This is a genomic window from Streptomyces sp. NPDC019531, from assembly GCF_044903305.1.
Taxonomy (GTDB): Bacteria; Actinomycetota; Actinomycetes; order Streptomycetales; family Streptomycetaceae; genus Streptomyces.
In genome coordinates this window covers 109,923-133,598 of record NZ_JBJDQL010000013.1, presented here as the reverse complement: position 1 = coordinate 133,598, position 23,676 = coordinate 109,923, and the positions used below count along the sequence as shown (strand labels likewise).

Genomic DNA, 23,676 nt, shown 5'->3' with positions numbered 1-23,676 from the left:
CCTCGGCCGCGGCGGCGTCAGGCCTCCGTGCCGGTGTAGAAGGCGATCGTCGCGGCCGTCGTCCTCGCCGCCGTCTCCGCGTCCGCGCCGGAGGCGGCGTAGGCCTCGCCCCATGCCTTGCCGGAGCCGGTGATGAAGGCGCTGCCCTCGGGGGTGGTGTGCCAGGTCGCGGCCTCCTCCTTGCTCAGCCCGCCGCCCGCCAGGTGCAGGGCGAGCCCGTAGAGCCCCAGGTCCCAGCCGACCCCGACGGCACCGGGCCCGAACTGGTCCCAGAATTCGTCCGGTACGACCGCCACGTGTTCGAGTTCGAGGACCGTCCGTTCCCCGTCCTCGGGCGTGAGCCGCACCTCGACCTCGCTGAAGCCCGGGTCGGGTCCGTACAGCCAGCTCACCCTCAGCCGCTCGGGCTCGACGCACTCAAGGATCTCGCCGCCGGCGTTGCCCTCCAGCTGGTAGCGGCCGCCGACCTTGAGCTCGCCGCTGACCGGCATGAACCAGCGCGCGATCCGGTCGGGGGACGTCACGGCGTCCCATACGTCGGCGACCTCGGCGTCGTACGTACGGCGCAACAGGACCGTCCGGGCCTCGCCGGAGTCCACCTGCCGGGTGCCGACCCGCCGGTGCAGTCGGTTGATCTCGTCGGCGATCTCACTCATCCTGGCTCACCTCTCCTTGCAGCCTGCGCTCGCGTTTCCCGCGCGCGAGCTCCGTTCCGAGCGCGTCGAGCCGCTGGTCCCAGAAACCCCGGAAGCGCTCCAGCCAGGCGTCCACCTCCCTGAGCGGTGCGGTCTCGACGGCGTACAGCCGCCGGTTGCCGTCGGCGCGCACAGCGGCGAAGCCGCTCTCCCTCAGCACCTTCAGATGCTGCGAGACAGCCGGCTGGGAAATCCCGAACTCCTCCCGGATCACGGCACTGACCTGGCCCGACGCCTGCTCGCCTGAGGCGAGCAGCTCCAATATCCGGCGCCTGACCGGATCCCCGAGAACGTCGAACGCGTGCATGTGACCCACTATGCCACCCGTCACTTATATAAGCCAAGGCTTAGACAGCAGCCCGGGGCCGCGGAGTATTCCGCGGCCCGGGGCGATGACTCGGGCTCACACCTGCGGGCGGCGTCCCCGCTCCTGGCGCGGGAAGGTCTGGTCGCCCGGGAGCGCGGGCTTGGGGAGGGCGGCCACCTCCTCCTTGGCCTTCCCCAGCTGCTCCGCCGTGTCGTCGGGCAGGCGCGGCGGGCGCCGGGTGGCGTGCGAGAAGCGGAAGGCGGAGGTGAAGTCGCCGAACATGTCCCGCCGCCAGTCGGTGACATTGCGCTCGGCCACCCCGATGAAGCGCTCCGGGAACTGCAACGCGGAGGTATGGTCGAAGGCCTCGGCGGGGTCAGCTGGTGAACATGCGGCCAACGTGCACCAAGGACTTGGCCAAGCCATGACATGCGTGGTGCTCGCGATTGCTTCGCGTTGGGCGAAGGGTGGCAACTGCCTTGATCGGGCGGCTCGACGGCGTACGTCGTCACGTCACGAGGGCCGACGGGGTTCCGGCGGCCCTCGGTCCCGCTGAACCGGTCAGGACGTGATGGAGACGGTCACGCCGGTACCACCTCGGACCGGAGCATGGGATGGTGCGCCGTCACCTCCTCCAGCACGGCGAACGCGTCGACAAGTGTCAGGGCGTGCGGGGCCAGCGCCGCGACGGTCGCCTCCAGCGCATCGGGCAGGTACCGGACCTGCTCTGCGGTCAGCCGCTCGTGAGCGAGCAGTTCACCACTGTGCGCGGCCACGTAACGCAGGGCGAACAACCTGTGGAGGTGGTCCAGAAGGAGACTCGCCTGCGGATCGGCGGCCTGCGCGGCCGCGGCGAGGAGTTCCTGCGCGGCCAGCCGGTGGACATGGGCGTCCACCAGGGACAGGGCCGCGCCGGAGGCGCCGTTCCAGCGATCGAGGGGCGAGCCGACCCGCTTGGCGCGCAGTCGCACCCGGGCCCGCTCGTGACGTATTCGTTCCAGGTCCCCCAGCAGATCATGCAGGTACACCGGGTCGTGCAGGCTCCGGGTGGCGGGGGGCACCTCGCTGGCCGGCACGGGGGTGAAGCCGCCCATCAGCAGTTCCCCGGCCGCCTTGACCCAGATGACGGTGTTGTCGCCCTCCGCGGTGATCGAGCCCTCGTTCGCCGCGAGCTGCCCCGCGATCCCGTTGGAGAGCAACAGGCCCTGTGCGCCGCAGCGTTCCCGGCACTCGGTCATCACGGCCCTGGCCTGCCAGGTGATCCAGCCCTTGGCGATGGCCACCAGCCGTTCGGCCTCCTCGCGCTCGCCCTCGGACGCCCGCGTCCATCGCCGTACGACACCGCGCTGCAGCAGGGTGGCGGCGTAGGTGGTGGCCAGTGCCTCCACGAGCGGGGCATGGTGGGTGCGATGGCTGAACAGCGGCACCCGCTGTCCGGTGGTCATGCCCGAGGTGACCCGCTGGTGGGCGTGGCGTACGGCGACGGCCAGGGCGTGCCGGGTCGCTCCCAGGCTGTAGCCGCTCATGCACAGCTTGCCCGTGGTGACACGGCCGATGGAGCGCAGGAACCGTTTGCGGGGGCTGCCCAGCGTCGAGACGAGTTCGCCCTCGGGTGTGAGCCGGCCGTGTTCGCCCTGGAGCAGGGCCGTCCGCGGCAGCCTGACCCCGTGGAAGGAGGTGGCGCAGTGATCGACGGGGCTGCTGGCCGTCTGGGGCAGCAACTCCACCTCCACGCCCGGCAGATGGCGCCCCTTGGCGTCGGTCAGCGGGGTCAGGAAGAGGAATACTCCCTCGTTCTTCCCGTCAATCATCAGGCGTGCGGCCACCAGGGCGTCCTTCGGGCCGCCGGCGGTGGACGTGTTGGGCATCCACTTGCGCGCACCCAGCGTCGGGGTGGTGAGCACGAATCCGCCCGTGGCCCGGTCGAAAGTCGCGGTGGTCTCCATCTGGGGGGCGTCGTTGCCGTGCGCCTGCTCGGTGCACAGGAAGGTGCCGATACGTTCCATCCGCACGTAGGGGCCCAGGTCCCGCCCGTCGCGGTCGTGTTCGAGCAGACTGCCGAGGAACAGGTTGTAGTGGATGCTGGCGATCGTCGTCAGGCCGGCGTCCACCGCTCCGGACCACTCGTGCAGGGCGCTCAGGGCGACCGGGTCACGGGCCAGGGCCTGCGGATCGGGCACCGCCGCGTTCACCGTGCGTAGGCGTTGATAGGAGAGTTCCGTGCGCTCCTGGTGCGTCAGCCCTTCGCGATAGGCGAAGACGTCGGAGCTGAACAGTCGGCGCCAGGGCTCGTGGATCTCGACCTGTGCGTCGAAGAGCAGGTGCCGTAGTGCGGCGGTCTCGGTCAGCGGCGGGGAGGTTACGGGGAGTTGAGAGGTGATCACAGCGGCAACGTAGCCCGAGTCACGACCTGATCACATCATGATCATCGCCACGATTGAACACCCTCTCATGGTGGTAGTTACCCCTTAAACGGCCGCTCCAATACCACAAGTCACAATCCACACAAGGGTGATTCCCCGCCCGCGGCGCACTCTACGCCTGTACGCGACACCAACATCGGTTCCCCCTCGGGCGTGTCGGTCCGTCCGGGCGGCGCGCCGTAACGGGATCACCACCCGCTGACGCGGCCCCAAAAGCCCTGCACCGCAGGCGCGTCGTCCGTCGACAGGGAGCCGTCGACGACGCAATAGCCGTGGTGTTGTGCCGCGGTGGCGCAGGCGTGGTTGGGCAGGACGCGCAGGCGGGTGCCGATGGGCAGGTCGGGCAGGTGGGTGCCGTCGCGGGCGGTGAGGGTGCCGTGTTCCTGGCTCGCGGCCGTCATGACCAGGCCCGGCATGAGGTTTCCGGCGAGGTCGGCGACCAGGCCGTAGCCCTGGTCCTGCGCCTGGGCGGCGGTGCCGCGATCGCGGGACATGGCCATCCAGCCGCCGTCGGTGACGATCCAGCCGTGCTCGGGGCGATGGCCGATGACGGTGACGACGACCGACAGGGCCAGGTCCTCGACGCCGCAGACGCCGAGGCCGGACATCACCAGGTCGAAGAACACGTAGTTGCCCGCGCGCAGTTCGGTGACGCCGGTGAGGTCCTCGGCGGCGTGCGCGGTGGGAGTCGAACCGACGGTGACGGTGGTCACGGGCAGCCCGGCCGCACGCAGCCCTCGGCCGCGGCGACGGCACTGTCGCGTTCGTTCTTCGCGGCCAGACGCCGGTCCTGAGCGGTGTGGGAGAAGTAGGACTCGCCCGCATGAGTCAACACGCCGTCCAGGCAGCCCGCCCGGTGCAGGATGCGCCCGATCCCGACGAGCCCGGGGGCTTCGGGCCTGAGGCCGCCGCGGTGGCCGTCGCAGTCGATCTCGATCTGGGCCGGGACGGGGAGTCCGGAGCGGCGGGACGCCTCGGCGACGAACTCCGCCTGCTCGGCGCTGTCCAGCAGTACGCGCAGGGTGACACCGCGGCGCAACAGGGCGACGACGCGCGGGAGTTTGTGGGGGTCGATTCCCACGGCGTAGGTGATGTCCGGGTAGCCGCCGTCGGCGAACGCCTCCGCCTCGGCCAGGGTGGAGACGGTGACCGGGCAGGACCTGTCGCCCTCGTGCAGGAGCGCGGCGGCGTCGAGGCTCTTGGCGGTCTTCACATGGGGGCGCAGGGTGACGCCGAGCCGGTCGGCCCTCGCCGCCAGTCGCTCGATGTTGCGCCTGGTCCTGTGGACGTCGACGACGGCGAACGGGGTGTCGGGATCGGCCAGTGTCCGCGCGGCGACGCCGGCGGGGAGGCTCTCGGGGATCACTGGGAGATGTCCGTCTTCTTCACGGCGGTCACGAGGGGGTCCTTCACTTGCTGTAGTTGTAGACGGTCGCCCGGGACACGCCGAGCAGGTCCGCGATGGTCTGCGCGGCATCCCGCGAGTCGAAGTAGCCGTCCTGGTGCAGCTGCCGTACCAGTGCCCTCTTGCCCTGCCGACTCAGGGACCGGGGTGTCGCGGCGCGCTCCGCGGCCAACTCCTCAACCGCCTGACGCAGTTCGCGCGTGTTGCGGTCCCGCAGGGTCTCCAGGGGCTGCTCGCGGTGCTCGGTGTCCGTGGCCACGAGGTTGGACAGCGCGAGCGTCACGGGCGACAGCACCGACACGTCCAGGTTCAGACAGAGGGCCGCGACGTACTCGCCCGCGGCGTTCTTGATCCCGATGGACGTGCTCTTGACCGGGCGACCGTCGGGGAACCCGGTTCGGGTAGTTCTGGATGACGCTCGGATACCCCGGGTCGGCGATACGGGCGAGTCCCAGCTCCGTCGCGGAGTCCCCGACCCGGCGGCCGGAGAGGTTGTTCTCGATCGCCCGGATCGCCTGCCGCGGGTCCCGCAGATCGTGCAGCACCACCTCGCACAGGCCCGGGAACATACGTCCGAGCGCGACAGCGATCTTCTCGGCCTCACCGATGAGGTGCTCGTCCACACCGTCAACGACGCCGTCCACAACCGCCGCACCTCCCCGGGGGAGTCGAATGGACCGATTATCCATCTCTGGACAGACAATCCAAGTGTCCGGCGGAGCGTTGTCCAACCGGGCGACCGCGGTATACATATGGGCCGCCCGGGTGCGGGCCGGTGCCCTTGTGGCGCATTCTTGCTGTGTCGCCCGCGGGACGGCGCACGGACGAGGTGGGGCCGATGACTGGGAGCGTCAGGGACGCACACCCCACGGCCGGGCGGCTGGCGGCGCTGCTGATCGACGCTTCGACAGAGGCGATCAGTGCGGCCGGCGGCCACGCCGGAGGGGTCTATCTGCGCTCCCGCACGCCCGGACTGCTGCGGCTCGCCGTCCTGTCGGGGCTGCCAGGGCCGTTGTTCCACCCCTGGTGGCGACTGCACTCGGACCGTCCGTTCCCCGTCGCCGACGCCTACCGGCTCGGTGTCCAGGTGGTCCTGCCGAACGCCACCGAGACCATGCGCCGCTACCCCCAGTTCGCGGCCGGGCTGCCGTTCCAGTTCGGCTCGCTCTATGTGCCGGTCGTGGGCGGTTCGACGACCTACGGCGTACTGACGGTGCTGCGCCCGGCCGTCGCGGACGCCGCCGAGGTGCTGTCCGACCGCGACCGTGTGATCCGGCTCGCCCAGGAACTGGGTGCGGCGCTGCGGGCCCTGGAGCACGCGGACGCGGACCAGGTCGTCTGGGACGGCGAGCCGCTGTACCTGCGGCCGCCGACGGCTTCCGCCTCTGTGGGGCGCACCGGACGTTTCGCCTGGGACCCGAAGTCGTCCGCCATCACCCTGGACGAGGATCTCCACACCCTCCTGGGAGTGCCGCCCACCGAGTTCTCCGGCACCGTCGAGGCGTTCGCCGATGCCGTGGCCCCCACCGACGCGCTCCGGATCCTGGCCTGCCTGCGGGACACCGCCGGGGGCCGGCCCCCGGCCCTGCCCCTCTACCTGCGGGCCGAGGACGGCGAACTGCGCCTGCTGGACCTGTGGAACGCCTACGACCCGCCCGCCGCACCGGCGGTCCGCGGCGTCGTCGTGGCCCCGGGAACCGGCCCCACCGCCGACTCGGCGGCCGACCTGCTGCCCGACGGCGTGTTCTGCCTGGACCGGCTGGGCCTGGTCGTCTACGCCAATCCGCGCGCCGCCCAGCTCCTGGGCCGTCCCCGCGTCGAACTGGTCGGCCGCGACCTGTGGGAGGCCGTGCCGTGGCTGGCCCGCCCCGACTTCGAGGACCATCTGCGGGCGGCACTCCTGGCACCGGACCCGGTCCACTTCCATCTCGCAAGGCCGTCCATGCGGGATGCCGCGTCAGGGCCGTCCATGCCGAATGCCGCATCGCGGTCGTCGACACCGGATGCCGCGTCACGACCATCCGCCCAGAACACCGAGCCACGGGAAGCCGCACAGGACACCGGGGCACGGTCGTCGACGCCGGATGCCGAGCCACTGTCATCGACACCGGATGCCGAACCACGACCGCCCACACGCGACGCCGAACCACAAGAAGCCGCACAGGACACCGGGCCACGACCGCGCACGCCGGACACCGAGCCACCGTCGTCGACGTCAGATGCCGAGCCACCGTCGTCGACACCGGATGCCGAACCACCGTCATTGACACCAGATGCCGAACCACGACCGCCCACACACGACGCCGAACCACAGGAAGCCGCACAGGACACCGGGGCGCGACCGCCCACGCCGGACACCGAGCCACAGCCGCCCGCCCAGGGCACCGAAACACCGTCGCCCGACCGGAACGTCGAGCCGGAGCCGCCCGACCGGACCGCCGGCCGGGGGCAGGCCGCGCAGAACTCCGAGCCCGCCCCGGAGCCGTACGAAGGCGACTGGCTCGCCCTGTCCGTGTATCCCGGTCCTGACCGGCTGACCTGCACGGTCCGGCCCGCGAGCCGTGTCAACGACAGTCCCGCCGGACAGGGACCGGCCGAGGTGTCCGACCCGGGCGCGAGTCCGCTGGCGCCCCTGTACCGGCCGATCGCCCTGGCCATCGCGCTGAGCGAGGCGGTCACCGCCCGCCAGGTGTCCGCGGTGGTGATGCGGGAGCTGCTGCCCGCGTTCGGCGGCCGCCGACTCGCGATCTACCTCCTCCAGGACCGCCACCTCTACCTGGAGTGGGAGACCGGCTTCCCCAAGGGCTTCCTCGCCCCCTTCGACGGCGTGGCCCTGGACGCGCACCTGCCCGGCGTGGAGACCCTCACCAGCGGCCGGCCGCTGTTCTTCGACTCGATGCAGGAGCTGACGGCCGCCTACCCCGGCATCGCCCTGGACGCGACCGAGGGCGCCCGGACCTTTCTGCCGCTGATCGCCTCCGGGCGGCCGGTCGGTTCCTGCATCCTCGGCTTCGACCGGCCACGCAGTTTCACCACCGAGGAGCGCACCGTGCTCACCGCGCTGGCCGGACTCATCGCCCACGCCTTGGAGAAGGCGCAGCGCTACGAGTCGGAGGCCGCGCTCGCGCGGGGCCTCCAGCAGGCGCTCCTTCCCCGCCGGCTGTCGGCGCACCCGCTGGTGGAGACCACCGGGCGCTATCTGCCGGGGACCGAGGGGATGGAAGTCGGCGGGGACTGGTACGACGTCGTCGAGTCCGGTGACGGGCTGGCCCTGGTCATCGGGGACGTACAGGGGCACGGCGTGCAGGCGGCGGCCACCATGGGCCAGCTGCGCAGCGCGGTCAGGGCGTTCGCGCTGGGCGATCGGCCGCCGGACGAGGTCATGAGCAGCACCAACCATCTCCTCATCGACCTCGACCCCGGCCTGTTCGCGAGTTGCTGCTACATCCGGCTCGACCCCGCCACCGGGGTGGCCAGAGCCGCCCGTGCCGGGCACCCGCCGCCGCTGCTGCGCCAACCCGACGGCCGCACCCGGGTCCTGGACCTGCCCGGCGGGGTCGTCCTCGGTGTGGACCCGCGGGCCCGCTACCCGGTCACCGAGCTGCAGATGGAGCCCGGCGCGATCCTCGCTCTCTACACCGACGGACTGGTGGAACGGCCCGGTGGCGACATCGACGAGGGCATCACCGCGCTGCGCGTGGCCCTTGCGAAGGCCGGTGCGCCCGCCGCCCGGCCGGGCGGACGCCTCCTGGCCGGCGTGGCGGACCGGCTCACGGCGATCGCCCGGCACGCCCTGGACCGACCCGACGACATCGCGCTGCTGCTCGCCACCCGGCGCACGGCACCGTCCGGGTCACACTGAGGACGCCCCCGCGTCCCCGCGTCCCCACATCCCCGCATGCCCGTCCCTGTTCTGTGCATCCCCGCATGCCCGTCCCTGTTCTTGTGTTCTGTCACACCCTGTGACGCCCCTCGCCTCCTGGGGCGCGGCAGTGTAGACATGGGCACATGGTCCGACTCCCGGGCCGCTCCGGGGGCGGGTCGTCCCGTCGCCCCGGCGGCCCCCGCCCACCGGCACCCGATCGCGCTCCAGACCAGCACGAGGGGCCGCTTCGGGGCAATTCGCCCACACGGGTGGAGCGCGACGGAGCCCGGACGCGGAACGGGCCGGGGGCCCTGCGGGCGGCGCTCGGCGGGCGCAGCGTGGCCGGACAGGTGTTCGTTCTGCAGGTCGTGATCGTCCTGCTGCTGGTCGTGGCCGCGGTGGTGGCGCTGGTGCTCCAGGTGCGGCACGACAGCACGGTGGAGGCCCGCAACCGCTCGGTGGCGGTGGCCGAGGCCTTCGCCAACGCCCCGGGCACGGCGCAGGCCCTGATCAGCCCCGATCCCTCTACGGTGCTCCAGCCGCGCGCCGAGGCGGCCCGCCTCGCGACCGACGTGGACTTCATCGTCGTCATGAACACCGACGGCATCCGCTACACGCACCCCAAGCCGGACCGCATCGGCAAGAAGTTCGTCGGGAACATCGCACCTGCGCTCGCCGGGCGTGTGGTGACCGAGGACATCACCGGCACCATCGGACCGCTCGTGCAGGCCGTGGTGCCGGTCAAGGACGCCGACGGCAAGATCGTGGGCCTGGTGTCGGCCGGCATCACCACCGCGAAGGTGGGCGGCACCGCCGACGAACAGCTGCCGCTGCTCCTGACGGCCGCCGCCGTGGGGCTGGCCCTCGCCACCGGCGGCACGGCGCTGGTCAGCAGACGTCTGCTGCGTCAGACGCACGGTCTGGGCCCGCACGAGATGACCCGCATGTACGAGCACCACGACGCGGTGCTGCACGCGGTACGCGAGGGCGTGCTGATCGTCGGCGGCGAGGGCCGGCTGCTGCTCGCCAACGACGAGGCCCACCGGCTGCTCGACCTGCCCGCCGACGCCGAGGGCCGGCACGTCCTCGACCTCGGCCTCGCCGCCGACACCGCCGGGCTGCTGGCCTCCGGGCGGGTCGCCACCGATGAGGTGCACCGGGTCAAGGACCGCCTCCTCGCGGTCAACCAGAGGCCCACCGACATCCAGGGCGGCCCGCCCGGCAGCGTCGCCACCCTGCGCGACTCGACCGAACTGCGCGCCTTGTCCGGGCGCGCCGAGGTGGCCCGCGAGCGCCTCGACATCCTGTACGACGCCACGGTGGGCATCGGCACGAACCTGGACGTCACCCGCACCGCCGAGGAACTGGCCGAGTTGTCCGTGCCGCGGTTCGCGGACTTCGTCACCGTGGACCTTTTCGAAGCGGTGCTCAGCGGCGGGCAGCCCGAGGCGGCGACCACGCTGCGCCGCACCGCGCTCAGCGGGATCCGCAACGACGCCCCGCTGTACAAGGTCGGCGAGCAGATTCCCCTGGTCGACTCCGCGCCCCAGGCCCGCGGCATCAGCAGCGGCCGACCCGTTCTGGAGGCACGCCTCGCCGAGGCCACCGGGTGGCGCGCGCAGGACCTGGAGCGCTCTGCCCAGGTCGTCGAGTACGGCATCCACTCGCTGATCTCCGTCCCTCTGCGGGCCGGCAACCTCGTCCTGGGCACGGTCAGCTTCTGGCGTTCGGAGAAGCCCCAGCCGTTTGACACCGAGGAGGTCGCCCTCGCGGAGGAACTCGTCACCCGGGCCGCGGTCTCCATCGACAACGCCCGCCGCTACACCCGTGAGCACACCATGGCGGTCACGCTGCAGCGCAGTCTGCTACCGCGCCGGCTGCCCGAGCAGGACGCCCTGGACATCGCCTACAAGTACCTGCCCGCGCAGGCCGGGGTGGGTGGCGACTGGTTCGACGTCCTGCCTCTGTCCGGTGCGCGGGTGGCGCTCGTGGTCGGCGACGTCGTGGGGCACGGCCTGCACGCCGCGGCCACGATGGGCCGACTGCGCACGGCGGTGCACAATTTCTCCGCCCTCGATCTGCCGCCCGACGAACTGCTCGCCCTGCTGGACGAGTTGGTCGCCCGCATCGACCAGGACGAGGCGGAGGAGAGCGGCGAGTCCCCCATCACCGGCGCGACCTGCCTGTACGCCGTCTACGACCCGGTGTCGCGGCTGTGCACGATCGCCCGGGCCGGCCATCCGCCGCCTGCCCTCATCCACCCCGACGGCAGCGTCGAGTATCCCGACGTGCCCGCGGGGCCCCCGCTCGGCCTCGGCGGCCTGCCGTTCGAGACGGTCGACCTCGACCTCTCCGAGGGCAGCCGTCTGGTGCTCTACACGGACGGGCTGGTGGAGGACCGGGAGCGCGACATCGACGTAGGTCTGGAACTGCTGCGCACGGCCCTGGAGCAGGCGGGCCCCTCGCCCGAGGACACCTGCCGGGCCGTGCTGGACGCGCAGCCGCCGGCCCGGGCCACCGACGACATCGCTCTGCTCGTGGCGCGCACCCGGGCGCTCCCCGCCGACCGGATCGCCGAGTGGCAGGTCCCCGCGGACCCGGCGGCGGTCTCGAACGTACGGTCCACCGTGTCCCGGCAGCTCGCCCGCTGGGACCTGGACGATCTGGCGTTCACCACGGAGCTGATCGTGAGCGAACTCGTCACCAACGCGATCCGCTACGGCGGCGACCCCATCCACGTTCGCATGCTGTACGACCGCTCCCTGGTCTGCGAGGTCTTCGACAGCAGCAGCACCTCACCGCATCTTCGGTACGCGGCGATGACCGACGAGGGCGGACGAGGGCTGTTCCTGGTCGCCCAGCTGAGCGAGCGCTGGGGGACGCGGTACACCCCGGCGGGCAAGGTGATCTGGGCGGAACAACCGCTGCCGTAAGCGAGGTTGAGCCCGGCGATCGCTCATAAAGTGATCTTATGGGTCCATAGGTCGGACCCGCGTACCGACTTAGGCTTGCCTTAGCTTAGGCTTCCGTCGAGTTGATCTGTCACCGCTCGAAGGGAACCTGATCATGCCCCGCCCCCTGCGGGTAGCCATCGTCGGAGCCGGCCCCGCCGGGATCTACGCCGCCGACGCGCTGCTCAAGTCCGATGTGGCCGCCGAACCCGGTGTCTCCATCGACCTCTTCGAGCGGATGCCGGCCCCGTTCGGACTGATCCGTTACGGAGTGGCGCCGGACCACCCCCGGATCAAGGGCATCATCACGGCCCTGCACCAGGTGCTCGACAAGCCGCAGATCCGGCTGTTCGGCAACGTCGACTACCCGACCGACATCAGCCTGGACGACCTGCGCGCCTTCTACGACGCGGTGATCTTCTCCACGGGCGCGACGGCCGACCGCGAGCTGCGCATACCGGGCATCGAGCTCGACGGCTCGTACGGCGCCGCCGACTTCGTCTCCTGGTACGACGGCCACCCGGACGTGCCGCGCACCTGGCCGCTGGAGGCCGAGAAGGTCGCGGTGCTCGGCGTCGGCAACGTCGCCCTGGACGTGGCGCGCATCCTCGCCAAGACGGCGGAAGAGCTGCTGCCGACCGAGATCCCGCCGAACGTCCACGAGGGGCTCAAGGCCAACAAGGCGCTGGAGGTCCACGTCTTCGGCCGCCGCGGCCCCGCGCAGGCGAAGTTCTCCCCGATGGAGCTGCGCGAGCTGGACCACTCCCCCAACATCGAGGTCATCGTCGACCCCGAGGACATCGACTACGACGAGGGCTCGATCGAGACCCGGCGCGGCAACAAGCAGGCCGACATGGTCGCCAAGACCCTGGAGAAATGGGCGATCCGCGACGTCGGGGACCGCCCGCACAAGCTGTTCCTGCACTTCTTCGAGTCGCCCACCGAGATCCTCGGCGAGGACGGCCAGGTCGTCGGTCTGCGCACCGAGCGCACCGCCCTCGACGGCACCGGCAATGTCAAGGGCACCGGCGAGTTCAAGGACTGGGACGTCACCGCGGTCTACCGCGCGGTCGGCTACCTCTCCGACAAGCTGCCCAAGCTGCCCTGGGACATCGACTCGGGCACGGTCCCGGACCAGGGCGGCCGGGTCATGCAGGAGAGCGGCGAGCACCTGCAGTCGACGTACGTCACCGGCTGGATCCGGCGCGGCCCGGTGGGCCTGATCGGCCACACCAAGGGCGATGCCAACGAGACCGTGTCGAACCTCCTGGACGACTTCGCGAACGACCGTCTCCAGACGCCGGGTTCGCCCGAGCCCGAGGCCGTGGACGCGTTCCTCGCCGAGCGGAACGTCCGCTTCACCACCTGGGAGGGCTGGTACAAGCTGGACGCCGCCGAGAAGGCGCTGGGCGAGCCGCAGGGCCGTGAGCGCGTGAAGCTCGTCGAGCGCGAGGACATGCTGCGGGAGAGCGGCGCCTGATCCGAACGCGACGCCGGTCGTGCCGCTGCCCCTCGGGGGCGGCACGGCCGGCTTTCCGCTGTTCACGGAACCCCGGTCGTCGTCCGGTCGTTCCCCCCGTGTCCGTGCGACCGTGCGGGCGGACACGGGACGAACGGGGCGGGTGTGGCACGCGTACTGGTCATCGGCGGCGGTGTCGCCGGTACGGCGACGGCTCTGGCACTGCACAAGGCGGGCATCGAGGTCGCCGTGCACGAGGCCCATCCTGACTCGGCCGAGGACATCGGCGCGTTCCTCACCCTCGCGAGCAACGGCATGCGCGCCCTCGGCCGGCTCGACGCCTCCGCGGCGGTCACCGCGATCGGCTTTCCGCTGACCTCGCTGCGGGTCGTGGACGACAGCGGCACCGAGTTGGCGCACGCGCCCATGGGCGAGACCTCCGACCCGCTCCTGCGCTACCGGTGCCTGCGCCGCGGCGACCTCAACGCCGCGCTCCAGACCGAGGCCGCGCGCCGGGGCATCACCGTCCGGCACGGCGCACGGCTCGCCTCCGTCGAGGACGGCCCCGACGGCGTCACCGCGCACTTCACCGACGGCGGCACCGCGACCGGCGACCTGCTGATCGGCGCCGACGGCCTCAACTCCGCCGTACGACGGTCGATCTCGCCCGGGACTCGTCCGTTCTACGCCGGTCAGTACGTCCTGTACGGCTACACCCGCGCCGTGTCCCCTCCCGGCGGGGACGCCTGCATCACGATGGTGCGCGGCAGCGGGGCCGCCTTCGGCTACGCGGTGTCGCCCGACGGCGAGACGTACTGGTTCGCCCGTGTGACCGGCGACCCGCTGCCCGCCGAGGAGTTGACGCAGCGCACGCCCGCGGACCTGCGTGGCCTGTTGCTGCCGCTGTTGCGCGAGGACGCCACCGAGGCCGCGGACATCGTCGCCGCCACCGGCGACGAGCTCATGGTCACGAACGCCACCGAGATCCCCACCGGCACCCCGTGGCGCTCCGGACGGACCCTGCTCGTCGGCGACGCCGCCCACGCGGCCTCCCCCGCGACCGGGCAGGGTGCCTCGATGGCGCTGGAGGACGCCGTCGTCCTCGCCAAGTCCCTGCGGGACGCGCCGGACACCGACGCCGCACTCACCCTCTACGAGACGCTGCGCCGCCCTCGCGTGGAGCACAACATCAGCGTCAGCGGCAACATCTCCCGGGGCATCCACACCCCCTCGGCCGCCTCACGGCCCTCCGACGAGGACCTCGTCCGGCTCCTGGACTGGGACGCCGATCTCTGGACCGAGCAGCAGGCACAGGAGGGTTAGGGGGCCGGCTTCGAACCCCGGGCTGATGATGTTGTGCACATTGTTGACGACCGCAATACAGACGCCTACCTTCGTGGGGTCAGTCCCCCAGTCCCTCCAGTCCCCCTGACCGCGGCAACAACGGACTGCCCCCCAAGGAGCCGACGCCTCGTGATGCACCGCATCCGCACCCGCACGCTCGTCACCGTCGCGGCACTGCTGCTCGCCGCCCCCTTCGCCCCGGCCGCCCACGCCGCCGAGGACGTCCATGTCGAGGGACAGCTGCCGTCCGGCGCGGCCTATCTCATGGACGTACCGGCCGACTGGAACGGCACGGTGCTCCTCTACAGCCACGGCTACATGCCGACCGGTGCCCCCAACCCGGCGCGCAACGCACCCGACGACACCACCAAATCCCTGCTCCTCGACCAGGGTTACGCACTCATCGGGTCCTCGTACGCCACCACCGGCTGGGCGGTCACCGAGGCCGTGCCCGACCAGCTCGCCACCCTCGACGCGTTCACCGCCCGCTTCGGCCGCGCCGGACGCACCATCGCCTGGGGCACCTCCTACGGCGGCCTCGTCACCACCGCCCTGGCGGAGCGCCACGCGTCCCGCCTCGCCGGGTCGTTGTCGATGTGCGGGCTGGTCCAGGGCGGTGTCGCCAACTGGAACAGCACCCTGGACCCGGTCTTCGCCCTGAAGACGCTCCTCGCGCCCGACTCCGGCATCCCGTTGACCGGCCTGCCGAGCCCGGCGGCCGCGACCGACGCGTCGAACGCCATGTCCGCCGTCCTCACCGGGGCCCAGCAGACCGCCGACGGCCGCGCCCGCATCGCGCTCGCCGCCGCCCTGCACAACATCCCCGGCTGGAACGACCCTTCACAGCCCCGGCCCGCACCCACCGACTGGGACGCCCAGCAGTCCGGCCAGTACCAGGCCGTGGTCGGTCTGGTGAAGTTCCCCGCCTTCGTCTGGCGCCAGGAGGCCGAGACCCGCGCGGGCGGCAACATGTCGTGGAACACCGGGGTCGACTACCACGCGATGCTCCGCAACTCCCCCTATCTCAAAGAGGTCAAGGAGCTCTACGCGAAGGCCGGCCTGTCCCTGAAGTCCGACCTCACGGCACTCGACAAGGCCCCGCGCACCCGCGCCGACACCAACGCCGTCGACTGGATGAGCCGTACGAGTTCCTTCACCGGACGACTCACCAGGCCCCAGCTGGACATCCACACCACCGGCGACGCCCTGATCCCGGTGCAGTCCGAGAGCGCCTACCGCCGGGCCGCGGCGGCCGCGGGCTCGGCACCGCTGCTGCGTCAGCGCTACGTCGACAACGCGGGCCACTGCGCGTTCAGCCCCGGCGAGCAGATCGCCGCGCTGCACACCCTGGAGGACCGGATCACGAGCGGCCACTGGCTCGACAGCGACCCCGCCGCCCTCAACTCCCGTGCCACCAAGGCCGATCCGGCGTCCCCGGCCCGCTACATCCCGTACGCCCCCACCGCCTACCCCCGCCCCTACGACCGGGCTCACCCGTCCGACGGACACCGGCGATAGCTCCGCCGGTCAGGGCTCCGAGGTCTCCGATTCGAGCGAGGCCCGCGTCGCCGAGCCGTAGACGCCAGACTCGTCCTGGAGGACAAGGCGGGTGACCTGATAGGTGCGGACGGCGCTCTCGACTTCCTGGTCGAAGTCGCCGTCGGCGTCCCCGTCGTAGTAGCCGATCTGCTTCAGGCGGAGCTGGAGTTCCACGACCTCGGGGCCCTGATCGCCGTAACCGAGCACGGGGGGCCGCCCGTTGGACACGGTCGGCCCCGGGGCCGCCGTGGCGGTGGTGGCACCGCTGGAGGGAGCGGCGGTCGGGGTGACGGTGTCCGTCGGGGCCGCACTGTCGCTCGACTCGGCGCTCGGCGAGGAGGAGCGTGACCGAGTCGGCCGCGTCGAGGTCGCCGCCCGAGAGGAGACCGTCGCGGACGGACCGCTCGACGGCGGCGACTCCTCCGGCACCCCCGCCCGCACGCCACCGGCCACGGAACCGTCCCGTGACGGGCCGTCATAGGTGAAGAGCCCACTGACGAATCCGCCCGTCACCAGGACGGCGGCAGCCGCTCCCGCCCCTGCGACAAGCACCTTCCGTCGCCTCCGACGGTCCGGGCCGTCGTCGGCGGAGGGCTCCGCGGGCGGCTCGTCGAGGGGCGCGGCCTCGGCCTGTCCCACGTCCGTCGCGGACACGGGGTGGCCGGTCGGCTCGCCTGCGCTGTCCGGCCGTTCCGGTTCCTCGGCCGGGGCCGCAGGCTCCTCGCCGACGTCCACGAACGGCCGGATCCTTACCGGATCGAAGTCCTCCGCGGCCGCCGCCTCGGCGGTCCGGGACTCCAGGTGGGATTCCGAAGCGCGGTGCGCGCAGGAGCAGGAGGAAGTGCCGTCCGCCGCCCTGGGCGTCCCGCACTCCGGGCAGACGAGGACTGGTGGTTCACTCATGCGCGCCCCCTCTCCCTACGATCTTCATATCGTAGACAGATATGCCACGCAGAAATTCCACAAGCCTTATCGATCTGGAGCCACGCCGTCCGCAGGGCCGAGAATCAGCCACCGCTCATGACGGGGAGATGAACGGTGGCGATCACCAGGCCCGAACGCTCCTTCAAGTGTGCGGAACTTGACGGCCGAGAAGCCCGCGAGACCGCGACAACATGGGATAACCGGCGGTAACTTCTGTCCCGCCCGCATCACTCACCCGCGCCACTCCGTCAGGAGACACTCCCCATGCGCAGACTCTTCGCCGCTCTGGCGGCGACCACCGCCGTCCTCGGCGGGCTCACCGCGGCCGCCCCGTCCGCGACGGCCGCCGACTCCGGCAGCTTCAGCGTCCTCAGCTACAACGTGGCCGGCCTGCCCGAGGCCATCTCCAGCGCGCCGACACCCCGCGAGTCGAGCACCACGACGATCGGCCAGCGCATAGCGCCGTACGACATCGTCCATGTGGAGGAGGACTTCAACTACCACGCCTACCTCTACGCGGCCGACACCGCGCATGCCTACCGCACCGCCACCAGCGGCGGCGCCGGGATCGGCAGTGGCCTGAACACCTTGTCGAAGATCCCGTACGACGAGGACGACTTCGAGCGTGTGGGCTGGAACTCCTGCACCTACGGTTCGGGCGACTGCCTCACCCCCAAGGGCTTCACCTTCATGCGGGAGCGACTCGCCGAGGGCGTGTACGTCGACTTCTACAACCTGCACACCAACGCGGGCACCAACGACGACGACCTCGCCGCCCGCGCCGACAACCTGAGCCAGCTCACCTCCTTCATCTCCACCCACTCCGCGGGCAACGCGGTCGTGGTGATGGGCGACACCAACACCCGCTACACGCGCTCCGGCGACACCATCGCCGAGTTCGCCGCCGCCAACGGCCTGACCGACCCGTGGGTCCAGCTGATCCGCGGTGGCAGCGCGCCCGCCAAGGGCAGCGACGCCCTGGTCTGCGACCAGACCGGGACCACCGTCCCCAACACCTGCGAGGTCGTCGACAAGGTCCTCTACCGCAGCAGCAAGCTGGTCTCGCTGAACGCCACGTCGTACAACAACGAGCACTCCAAGTTCCTCACCGACGCCGGGCTGATGCTCTCCGACCACGACCCGATCACCGTCGGCTTCACCTGGTCGCGCAACTCTGCCTACCAGCTGAGCGACCAGTTCGGCGGCCCGCACGGCGACTACTTCAACGACATCGCCGGCGTCACGACCGGCGCCCGCGCCACCGCCATCGGGCTGCGGGCCGGTTCCCGGGTCGACCAGATGAGCGTGACCCTGGCGAACGGCACCACGCTCACCCACGGCGGCACCGGCGGCACGGCGTCCTCGCTGACGCTGGGCAGCGATGAGTACGTGACGACGGCGTACCTCTGCCAGGGCGTGAAGGACGACCACACGCGGATCTTCTACGCCAAGTACACGACCAACCTCGGCCGCACGCTGGCCGCCGGCACCACCACCTCGGACTGCGTGACCCGCACCGCGCCGAGCGGCTGGCAGATCGCCGGATTCCACGGGCGCTCGGGCGACGAGGTCGACAAGATCGGCTTCATCTACACCAAGCGCTGACCCACCGGTTCCGGGGCGGCGCGTGATTCCGCGCCGCCCCGGAACCCACAGGAATCACAAAAGACTGGCAGGACGATTGACGCGCTCATGGCCAGGCCTTACTTTCTGATCGATTTGCCGAACTGCGTTCGAAATATCGGTCGGTCGAGGTGTCCCCGCACGCCATCTTGGAGAGCAACATGAGCGCAAACCCCCACCTGTCCCGTCGCGGCCTCCTGGGCATGACGGCCTCCGTGCCGCTCGCCCTGGCACTCGGCGCGGGCACCGCCCACGCCGCGGACTCGGCGTACGCGATGGTCTACTTCACCGAGTCGACCAACCTCGGCGACGGCACCGACTACGGCCTGCACCTGGCCGTCAGCCCCGACGGGCTGAACTGGACGCCCCTCAACCAGAACAACCCCCTGGTCACCCCCACCGCCGGCGCCCTGGGCCTGCGCGACCCCTTCCTGATGCGCAAGCAGGACGGCACGTTCGTGGTGCTCGCCACCGACCTCAAGGGCACCGACTGGAGCTACAACAGCCAGTACATCCACGTCTGGGACTCCGCGGACCTGCGCACCTTCACCGGATACCGGCGCCTGAAGCTGCACGACATGACCACGCACAGCTGGGCGCCCGAGGCCTTCTGGGACGCGAGCCGGGGCCAGTACGCGGTGATCTACTCCTCGGTGAACTCCAGCGGTCACAACGTGATCATGGTGAACTACACCAGCGACTTCGTGACCGCCTCGACCCCGCAGGTCTTCTTCGACCCGGGCTACGACGTCATCGACGGCGACATGGCCGTGGGCGTGAACGGCTACAACTACCTCTTCTTCAAGAAGAACCAGACTCTGGTGTCCGCGCGCTCCACCTCCCTGAACCCGGGCAGCTTCACCGAGTACAGCGCGGGCGTGGCACACGGCGGCACCGAGGCGCCGACCGTCGTGAAGTCCCTGACGTCGAACACCTGGTGGCTGTGGGGAGACACCTACACGCCCAACGGCGTGTTCTACGCCTGGCAGTCCAGCAGCCCGGCCGCCGGCACCTGGACCGCGCTGGACCAGAAGACCTACACCCAGCCGGTCAACTCCAAGCACTGCGGCATCGCCACGATCACCACGGCCGAGTACAACAACCTGCTCGCGAAATGGGGCGCACCGGCCTGGAACCGGCTCAAGTCCTACAACTACCCGGCCCGTTACGTCCGCCACTCCAACTACGTGGGCCGCATCGACGAGTACCCCATCGAGCCGTACAAGGACTCCCTGTGGACCATCGTCCCGGGTCTCGCCGACAGCGCCGGTGTCTCGTTCCGGTCGGTCAACTACCCCACCCGCTATCTGCGGCACTACAACTACGCGCTCCAACTGGACGTGAACGACGGCACGTCGACGTTCGCCGGTGACGCGACCTTCTACCGCACGGCGGGTCTGGCGGACGCGAGCTGGGCGTCGTTCCGCTCGTACAACAACCCGACCCGGTACATCCGGCACTCCAACTACGTCCTGCGCATCGACCCGATCTCCACGGCGGCGGAACAGCAGGACGCCACATTCCGAGTCGGTTACTGATTTCTCCGAAAAGCCCCTCTGACGGTTCGCGTTGTATACGCTCCAGATCTTCTTCACGAGATCTCCACAGGGGGGCTTTTTCATGCGCAGAGGACACATAGCCGCCGTCGCGGCCGCGGGTGCGCTGACCGTGCTGGGCGCGGTCCCGGCCCATGCCGCCGAGTATTCGTCGGCGCTCAAGTTCAAGGGTGTCCAGTACGACGCCCCCGGCCGGGACTCCAACAACTGCACCACCGGCAACACCGACGAGGAGTACCTGACGATCAAGAACTACTCGTCGACCGCGACCGTGAACCTCAAGGGCTACGTCGTGAAGGACGCCGCCGGAAACAAGTTCACCTTCACCAAGAGCCACACGCTCCAGCCGGGCGACTACGTGAAGCTGCGCGGTGGCCGCGGGACCGACTCGGACGCGCGGAACGTCGTGTACCGCAACAACTGCAACTTCATGTGGAACAACGACAAGGACACGATCTACCTGTACAAGCCGTCGGGCGCGCACGCCGACACCCACGCGTACACCAAGAGCGCCAACGACCGGGACGGCAACGGGTACATCACGTTCCACGGCTGAGCAGGTCGCGCCCACTCACGACGGCCAACGCGGCGGTCAGTGCGACCAGGGCCGCCGCCTGGGTCAGGACGCCCACCCGCAGCGCGCCGGGCAGGATGTCGAGCCACGGGTAGACCGCGGTGATCCGGACCGCCAGGAGGAGCAGACCGAGTGCCGCGAGGGCGGCGGCCTCGCCGGGGGCGGGGACGCGGTTCGCGCCCCGGGCGCGGTACAGCAGCCAGGCGAGGGCCGTCACGAGGTAGCACGTGACGAGCGCCCAGGCGGTGTCGGCCCCGCCGGGCAGTGCCACGACGGAGCCGCCCATCAGCACACAGCAGGCAGCGAAGACCAGGCCGGGCGCGCCCGCGGGAAGAGCCGCCGGGGGCGCGTCGCGGTGGTGGGCCGCACAGAGGGCCACCGCCGACGACCAGGCCAGCGCAGCGGCCGCGACGACATAGGCGGAGTCCGAGGGGGCGAAGTCCAGGGTCCAGAGATCGATCAGCGGCCAGAGCGTCGGCAGGGCCGCGACGAGCGCGGACACCTGGGCGAGGAGGCGACGGTCGCGCAGGAGGGCGAAGTAGGCGACCGTCCACAGCAGCGGCAGGAACCACTGGGCGAGCGCGCCCACACCGGCCCACGCCCCATGGCCGGTGAAGCCGTCCGTGAAGATCTCCCATTGGCGCCCGCCACGGGTCGACGCCCAGGTCAGCCCCAGAACCCGGTCGACCACGGCGGACGCCGCCTGCAGCAGGACGGCGAAGAGCGCGAAGAGCCGGACGGCCGAGCCGAGCACGGCGTACCGGCGGGGCGCGCCGCCCGCGCCGAGCCTGCTGCGCACGGCCAGGGCGACGATGCTCGCCACCTCGCCGAGGGTGGGCCGGCTCTGCTCCTGGGTCTCCTGGTCGATGTCCCAGAGATAGGTCTCGACCATCTCCTCCTCGCGCTCGCGCCGGTAGTAGGCGGGCAGCAGGCGCAGGACGGCGCGGTAGCGGGTCTCCAGCAGGGTCGTCATGCCAGACCTCCGGCGAGTCCGTGGCCCGTGACGGGCCCGTCGGTCGTTCCAGGTGCGCTTCCAGGGACGCGTCCCGTCGTACGCCGCCCTTCGGCGATCCGCTTCTTCGCGGCGCTCGCACCGGCGGCCAGCCGCTCCGCCTCGGCGGCCAGCGCCACGGTTCCCTCGTCGGTGAGCCGGTAGTAGCGCCTGAGCCGGCCCTGCTGCACCTCTTCGCGGTCCAGCACGATCAGTCCGTCGGCGGTGAGCCGGTCCAGTACGCCGTAGAGGGTGCCCACGCGCATCTGAACGGTCCCCTCGGACAGTTCCTCGACCTCGCGCAGGATGCCGTAGCCGTGCCTCGGCTGATCGGCGAGGGCGGTCAGCACGAAGAACGCCGCCTGTGTCATGTTCCTTGGAGCCATGACACGAATATATCGGCTCCCGATATATTCAGCGAGACGAAACACGCGATCGGTCAGGCACGGTGAACAGGGCCCGCCCCGATGCGGATGGTGGGCGGGCCCTGTTCGAGAGGTCATTTTGGCGTGCGGACCCCGAACTGGGCACGAGTGAAAGGCCGTTGCCGGGTGCGGAGTGCGTGCGCCCCGTGTGCGCCGCGCCGGAGCGGGCGAGTTACGGGTCCGCCGACGCCGTACACCGGTATCGTGTCCGCCTGCCGGACCCCGCCTGGTCCGCACCGGCCGGCGGCGACGATACTTGACAGTGGCACGCAACCCCCTTCTCACAGATGGACCCATGTCAAGGACTCCCACGGCAGACTCAACGGCACCTTCCACCGTCTGGCTGGCCCGCGGCCGCCATCTCGGATCCGACGCGGCGGACGTCCTGCGCCGCAACCTGACGCGGCTCAAGGACAGCGCGGTCCTCGACGACCACCAGGAACCGTCCGAGGCCGAGCACGCCCTTGAGCGGATTTTCGAGGCCCGATGGCGGGTCGCTGGCGAGGTGACCGTCCGGGCCCGGCTCTCGCTCGCTCCCGTGTCGAGCGGCGGGCAGGAGTGGGTGCTGGCGGCGGAGGCGGAGCAGCCGTGGGATCTGCGGTGGCCGTCGCCCGCGACCATGTTCTGGCCCGAGAGCGACGACGTCTTCTGGGACCGTGACGCCGCCACGGGGCTGCGGCTGCGGGACCTGAGCGTGCTGCCTGAGGAGGACAAGGACATACGGCGGGTGCTGCGGCAGGCCGTGCGCGGCAGCTGGGCCGTGCATGTCGTCGTCCACGAGGCCATGACCACCGGCCAGCGCGGCCGCCGCCCGCTTGCGGACATGCTGCCGCCGAGCCTGCGTCACCGGGTGGTCGAGCACCGGGCGGAGCCGCACCAGCTACGAGTCCTGAACTGGGCCGTCAAGGACTTCGGCGTCGAGGTGCCGCGCGGTGGTGCCGTGGTGCTGCCCGGGACACCGGTACCGCCCGGCTACGACGGCCAGGACTTCTCCGTGCGCAGCGTGTTCCTCGACGGCTCGGAGCCCACCGAGCTGATCGCGACGGTGACGCGCTATGCCGCGATGCCCAAGCCGCTGCCGGACGGCGGGCAGGCGGTCGTGACCGCGCTGCGGGAGCGGTGGCAGCTGCTGACGCTGGAGGAGCAACTCGCGCGTGAACGGGCGCTCGTGACGATGTACTCCGAGGCGCTGGAGGCCATGACCCAGTCCCGGGACCTGTACCGGGAGGCCGCCGAGCGCGCGAACGAGGCGCTGGCCGTCTACCGCGACAACGCCCCGCCGCCCGAGCTCCCGGCGGATCCGCAGGCCACCTCGCCACTGCAGCAGTTGTCGCGAACGTTCGGGCGCTGGAAGGGCACCCTGCGGCCCCCGACCCGCGACGAGGACCCGGACCAGCAGACCGGCTGAGGCGGGGGAAGCGTCCCGCGTCGACGCCGAGGGCAAGGCGTCCGGGGCCACCGACCGGCAAGCGGCGCCTGCGACGTGCTCGTTCTGACGCAGGTGAGGCGGTGTCAGCTCGCCTCGTGGACCGCCTCCGCCAGCGTCCGTGGCGTCAGTACGCTCTCGGGCCTTCGTTATGGCGGGTTCGTTCGGT

The 23,676-nt window shown here is 71.0% G+C and carries 15 protein-coding genes and 3 pseudogenes; 9 read left to right on the top strand and 9 right to left on the bottom strand.

The window, feature by feature from the left end; all coding sequences use genetic code 11:
• Window positions 1-17: 17 nt before the first annotated feature.
• The 6 genes and pseudogenes from ACI2L1_RS18270 to ACI2L1_RS18245 form a co-directional block, all read right to left on the bottom strand.
• Complete coding sequence (locus ACI2L1_RS18270) at window positions 18-656, bottom strand: SRPBCC family protein (protein ID WP_404740330.1); 639 nt, start codon at window positions 654-656, stop codon at window positions 18-20.
• The gene (locus ACI2L1_RS18265; protein ID WP_404740329.1) at window positions 649-1,002 is read right to left on the bottom strand and encodes an ArsR/SmtB family transcription factor; all 354 of its coding nucleotides are present in this window, start codon (window positions 1,000-1,002) and stop codon (window positions 649-651) included. Before ACI2L1_RS18265 ends, ACI2L1_RS18270 begins: the two co-directional genes overlap by 8 nt.
• A gap of 96 nt (window positions 1,003-1,098) precedes the next feature.
• Window positions 1,099-1,374, bottom strand: a pseudogene (locus ACI2L1_RS18260) (phospholipase); the annotation flags it as partial.
• Between the two features lie 209 nt (window positions 1,375-1,583).
• Window positions 1,584-3,386 (bottom strand): acyl-CoA dehydrogenase, encoded by a 1,803-nt coding sequence (locus tag ACI2L1_RS18255; protein WP_404740328.1) that lies wholly within the window; start codon window positions 3,384-3,386, stop codon window positions 1,584-1,586.
• Window positions 3,387-3,613: 227 nt separating this feature from the next.
• Window positions 3,614-4,791: pseudogene (locus tag ACI2L1_RS18250) on the bottom strand (DSD1 family PLP-dependent enzyme).
• Window positions 4,792-4,834: 43 nt separating this feature from the next.
• Window positions 4,835-5,519: pseudogene (locus ACI2L1_RS18245) on the bottom strand (transcriptional regulator).
• A 149-nt stretch (window positions 5,520-5,668) separates the two neighbouring features.
• Between ACI2L1_RS18245 and ACI2L1_RS18240 the strand changes: the two are divergent.
• The 5 genes from ACI2L1_RS18240 (at window position 5,669) to ACI2L1_RS18220 (ending at window position 15,967) form a co-directional block, all read left to right on the top strand.
• Window positions 5,669-8,692, top strand: a complete 3,024-nt coding sequence (locus ACI2L1_RS18240; RefSeq protein WP_404740327.1) for a SpoIIE family protein phosphatase — start codon at window positions 5,669-5,671, stop codon at window positions 8,690-8,692.
• Window positions 8,693-8,838: 146 nt separating this feature from the next.
• Window positions 8,839-11,628: a SpoIIE family protein phosphatase gene (locus ACI2L1_RS18235; protein ID WP_404740326.1), complete on the top strand. Its 2,790-nt coding sequence runs from the start codon at window positions 8,839-8,841 to the stop codon at window positions 11,626-11,628.
• A 133-nt stretch (window positions 11,629-11,761) separates the two neighbouring features.
• Window positions 11,762-13,126: an FAD-dependent oxidoreductase gene (locus ACI2L1_RS18230; protein ID WP_404740325.1), complete on the top strand. Its 1,365-nt coding sequence runs from the start codon at window positions 11,762-11,764 to the stop codon at window positions 13,124-13,126.
• Window positions 13,127-13,270: 144 nt separating this feature from the next.
• Window positions 13,271-14,428 carry an FAD-dependent oxidoreductase gene (locus tag ACI2L1_RS18225; RefSeq protein WP_404740324.1) on the top strand — a complete coding sequence of 386 codons (1,158 nt, stop codon included), beginning with the start codon at window positions 13,271-13,273 and terminating at the stop codon, window positions 14,426-14,428.
• Between the two features lie 153 nt (window positions 14,429-14,581).
• Window positions 14,582-15,967: an alpha/beta hydrolase family protein gene (locus ACI2L1_RS18220; protein WP_404740384.1), complete on the top strand. Its 1,386-nt coding sequence runs from the start codon at window positions 14,582-14,584 to the stop codon at window positions 15,965-15,967.
• 9 nt (window positions 15,968-15,976) lie between these two features.
• Here the strand turns inward: ACI2L1_RS18220 and ACI2L1_RS18215 are convergent, their stop codons facing one another.
• Window positions 15,977-16,891, bottom strand: a complete 915-nt coding sequence (locus ACI2L1_RS18215; RefSeq protein ID WP_404740323.1) for a peptidoglycan-binding protein — start codon at window positions 16,889-16,891, stop codon at window positions 15,977-15,979.
• Window positions 16,892-17,176: 285 nt separating this feature from the next.
• Between ACI2L1_RS18215 and ACI2L1_RS18210 the strand changes: the two genes are divergently transcribed.
• From ACI2L1_RS18210 to ACI2L1_RS18200, 3 genes are all read left to right on the top strand, one after another.
• Window positions 17,177-18,517 carry a jacalin-like lectin gene (locus tag ACI2L1_RS18210; RefSeq protein WP_404740322.1) on the top strand — a complete coding sequence of 447 codons (1,341 nt, stop codon included), beginning with the start codon at window positions 17,177-17,179 and terminating at the stop codon, window positions 18,515-18,517.
• A 179-nt stretch (window positions 18,518-18,696) separates the two neighbouring features.
• Complete coding sequence (locus ACI2L1_RS18205) at window positions 18,697-20,073, top strand: glycoside hydrolase family 43 protein (protein WP_404740321.1); 1,377 nt, start codon at window positions 18,697-18,699, stop codon at window positions 20,071-20,073.
• Window positions 20,074-20,155: 82 nt separating this feature from the next.
• Window positions 20,156-20,647 carry a lamin tail domain-containing protein gene (locus ACI2L1_RS18200; RefSeq protein ID WP_404740320.1) on the top strand — a complete coding sequence of 164 codons (492 nt, stop codon included), beginning with the start codon at window positions 20,156-20,158 and terminating at the stop codon, window positions 20,645-20,647.
• On the opposite strand, the gene ACI2L1_RS18195 is transcribed toward ACI2L1_RS18200, so the two are convergent.
• Window positions 20,631-21,638, bottom strand: a complete 1,008-nt coding sequence (locus tag ACI2L1_RS18195; RefSeq protein ID WP_404740319.1) for a hypothetical protein — start codon at window positions 21,636-21,638, stop codon at window positions 20,631-20,633. The two genes, ACI2L1_RS18200 and ACI2L1_RS18195, sit on opposite strands and share 17 nt — an antisense overlap.
• Window positions 21,635-22,027: a PadR family transcriptional regulator gene (locus tag ACI2L1_RS18190; protein ID WP_404740383.1), complete on the bottom strand. Its 393-nt coding sequence runs from the start codon at window positions 22,025-22,027 to the stop codon at window positions 21,635-21,637. The genes ACI2L1_RS18195 and ACI2L1_RS18190 overlap by 4 nt, the downstream gene beginning before the upstream one ends.
• Before the next feature lie 349 nt (window positions 22,028-22,376).
• On the opposite strand from ACI2L1_RS18190, the gene ACI2L1_RS18185 reads away from it, so the two are divergent.
• Window positions 22,377-23,489, top strand: coding sequence for a hypothetical protein (locus ACI2L1_RS18185; RefSeq protein WP_404740318.1), 1,113 nt, complete (start codon window positions 22,377-22,379; stop codon window positions 23,487-23,489).
• The last annotated feature ends 187 nt before the right edge of the window (window positions 23,490-23,676 follow it).

Bases quoted from the DNA above. Each gene is read 5' to 3' on its own strand.
- ACI2L1_RS18270 (WP_404740330.1), bottom strand. From the start codon at position 656: ATGAGTGAGATCGCCGACGAGATCAACCGACTGCACCGGCGGGTCGGC.
- ACI2L1_RS18265 (WP_404740329.1), bottom strand. From the start codon at position 1,002: ATGCACGCGTTCGACGTTCTCGGGGATCCGGTCAGGCGCCGGATATTG.
- ACI2L1_RS18240 (WP_404740327.1), top strand. From the start codon at position 5,669: ATGACTGGGAGCGTCAGGGACGCACACCCCACGGCCGGGCGGCTGGCG.
- ACI2L1_RS18235 (WP_404740326.1), top strand. From the start codon at position 8,839: ATGGTCCGACTCCCGGGCCGCTCCGGGGGCGGGTCGTCCCGTCGCCCC.
- ACI2L1_RS18230 (WP_404740325.1), top strand. From the start codon at position 11,762: ATGCCCCGCCCCCTGCGGGTAGCCATCGTCGGAGCCGGCCCCGCCGGG.
- ACI2L1_RS18220 (WP_404740384.1), top strand. From the start codon at position 14,582: ATGCACCGCATCCGCACCCGCACGCTCGTCACCGTCGCGGCACTGCTG.
- ACI2L1_RS18215 (WP_404740323.1), bottom strand. From the start codon at position 16,891: ATGAGTGAACCACCAGTCCTCGTCTGCCCGGAGTGCGGGACGCCCAGG.
- ACI2L1_RS18210 (WP_404740322.1), top strand. From the start codon at position 17,177: ATGCGCAGACTCTTCGCCGCTCTGGCGGCGACCACCGCCGTCCTCGGC.
- ACI2L1_RS18205 (WP_404740321.1), top strand. From the start codon at position 18,697: ATGAGCGCAAACCCCCACCTGTCCCGTCGCGGCCTCCTGGGCATGACG.
- ACI2L1_RS18200 (WP_404740320.1), top strand. From the start codon at position 20,156: ATGCGCAGAGGACACATAGCCGCCGTCGCGGCCGCGGGTGCGCTGACC.
- ACI2L1_RS18195 (WP_404740319.1), bottom strand. From the start codon at position 21,638: ATGACGACCCTGCTGGAGACCCGCTACCGCGCCGTCCTGCGCCTGCTG.
- ACI2L1_RS18190 (WP_404740383.1), bottom strand. From the start codon at position 22,027: ATGACACAGGCGGCGTTCTTCGTGCTGACCGCCCTCGCCGATCAGCCG.
- ACI2L1_RS18185 (WP_404740318.1), top strand. From the start codon at position 22,377: ATGTCAAGGACTCCCACGGCAGACTCAACGGCACCTTCCACCGTCTGG.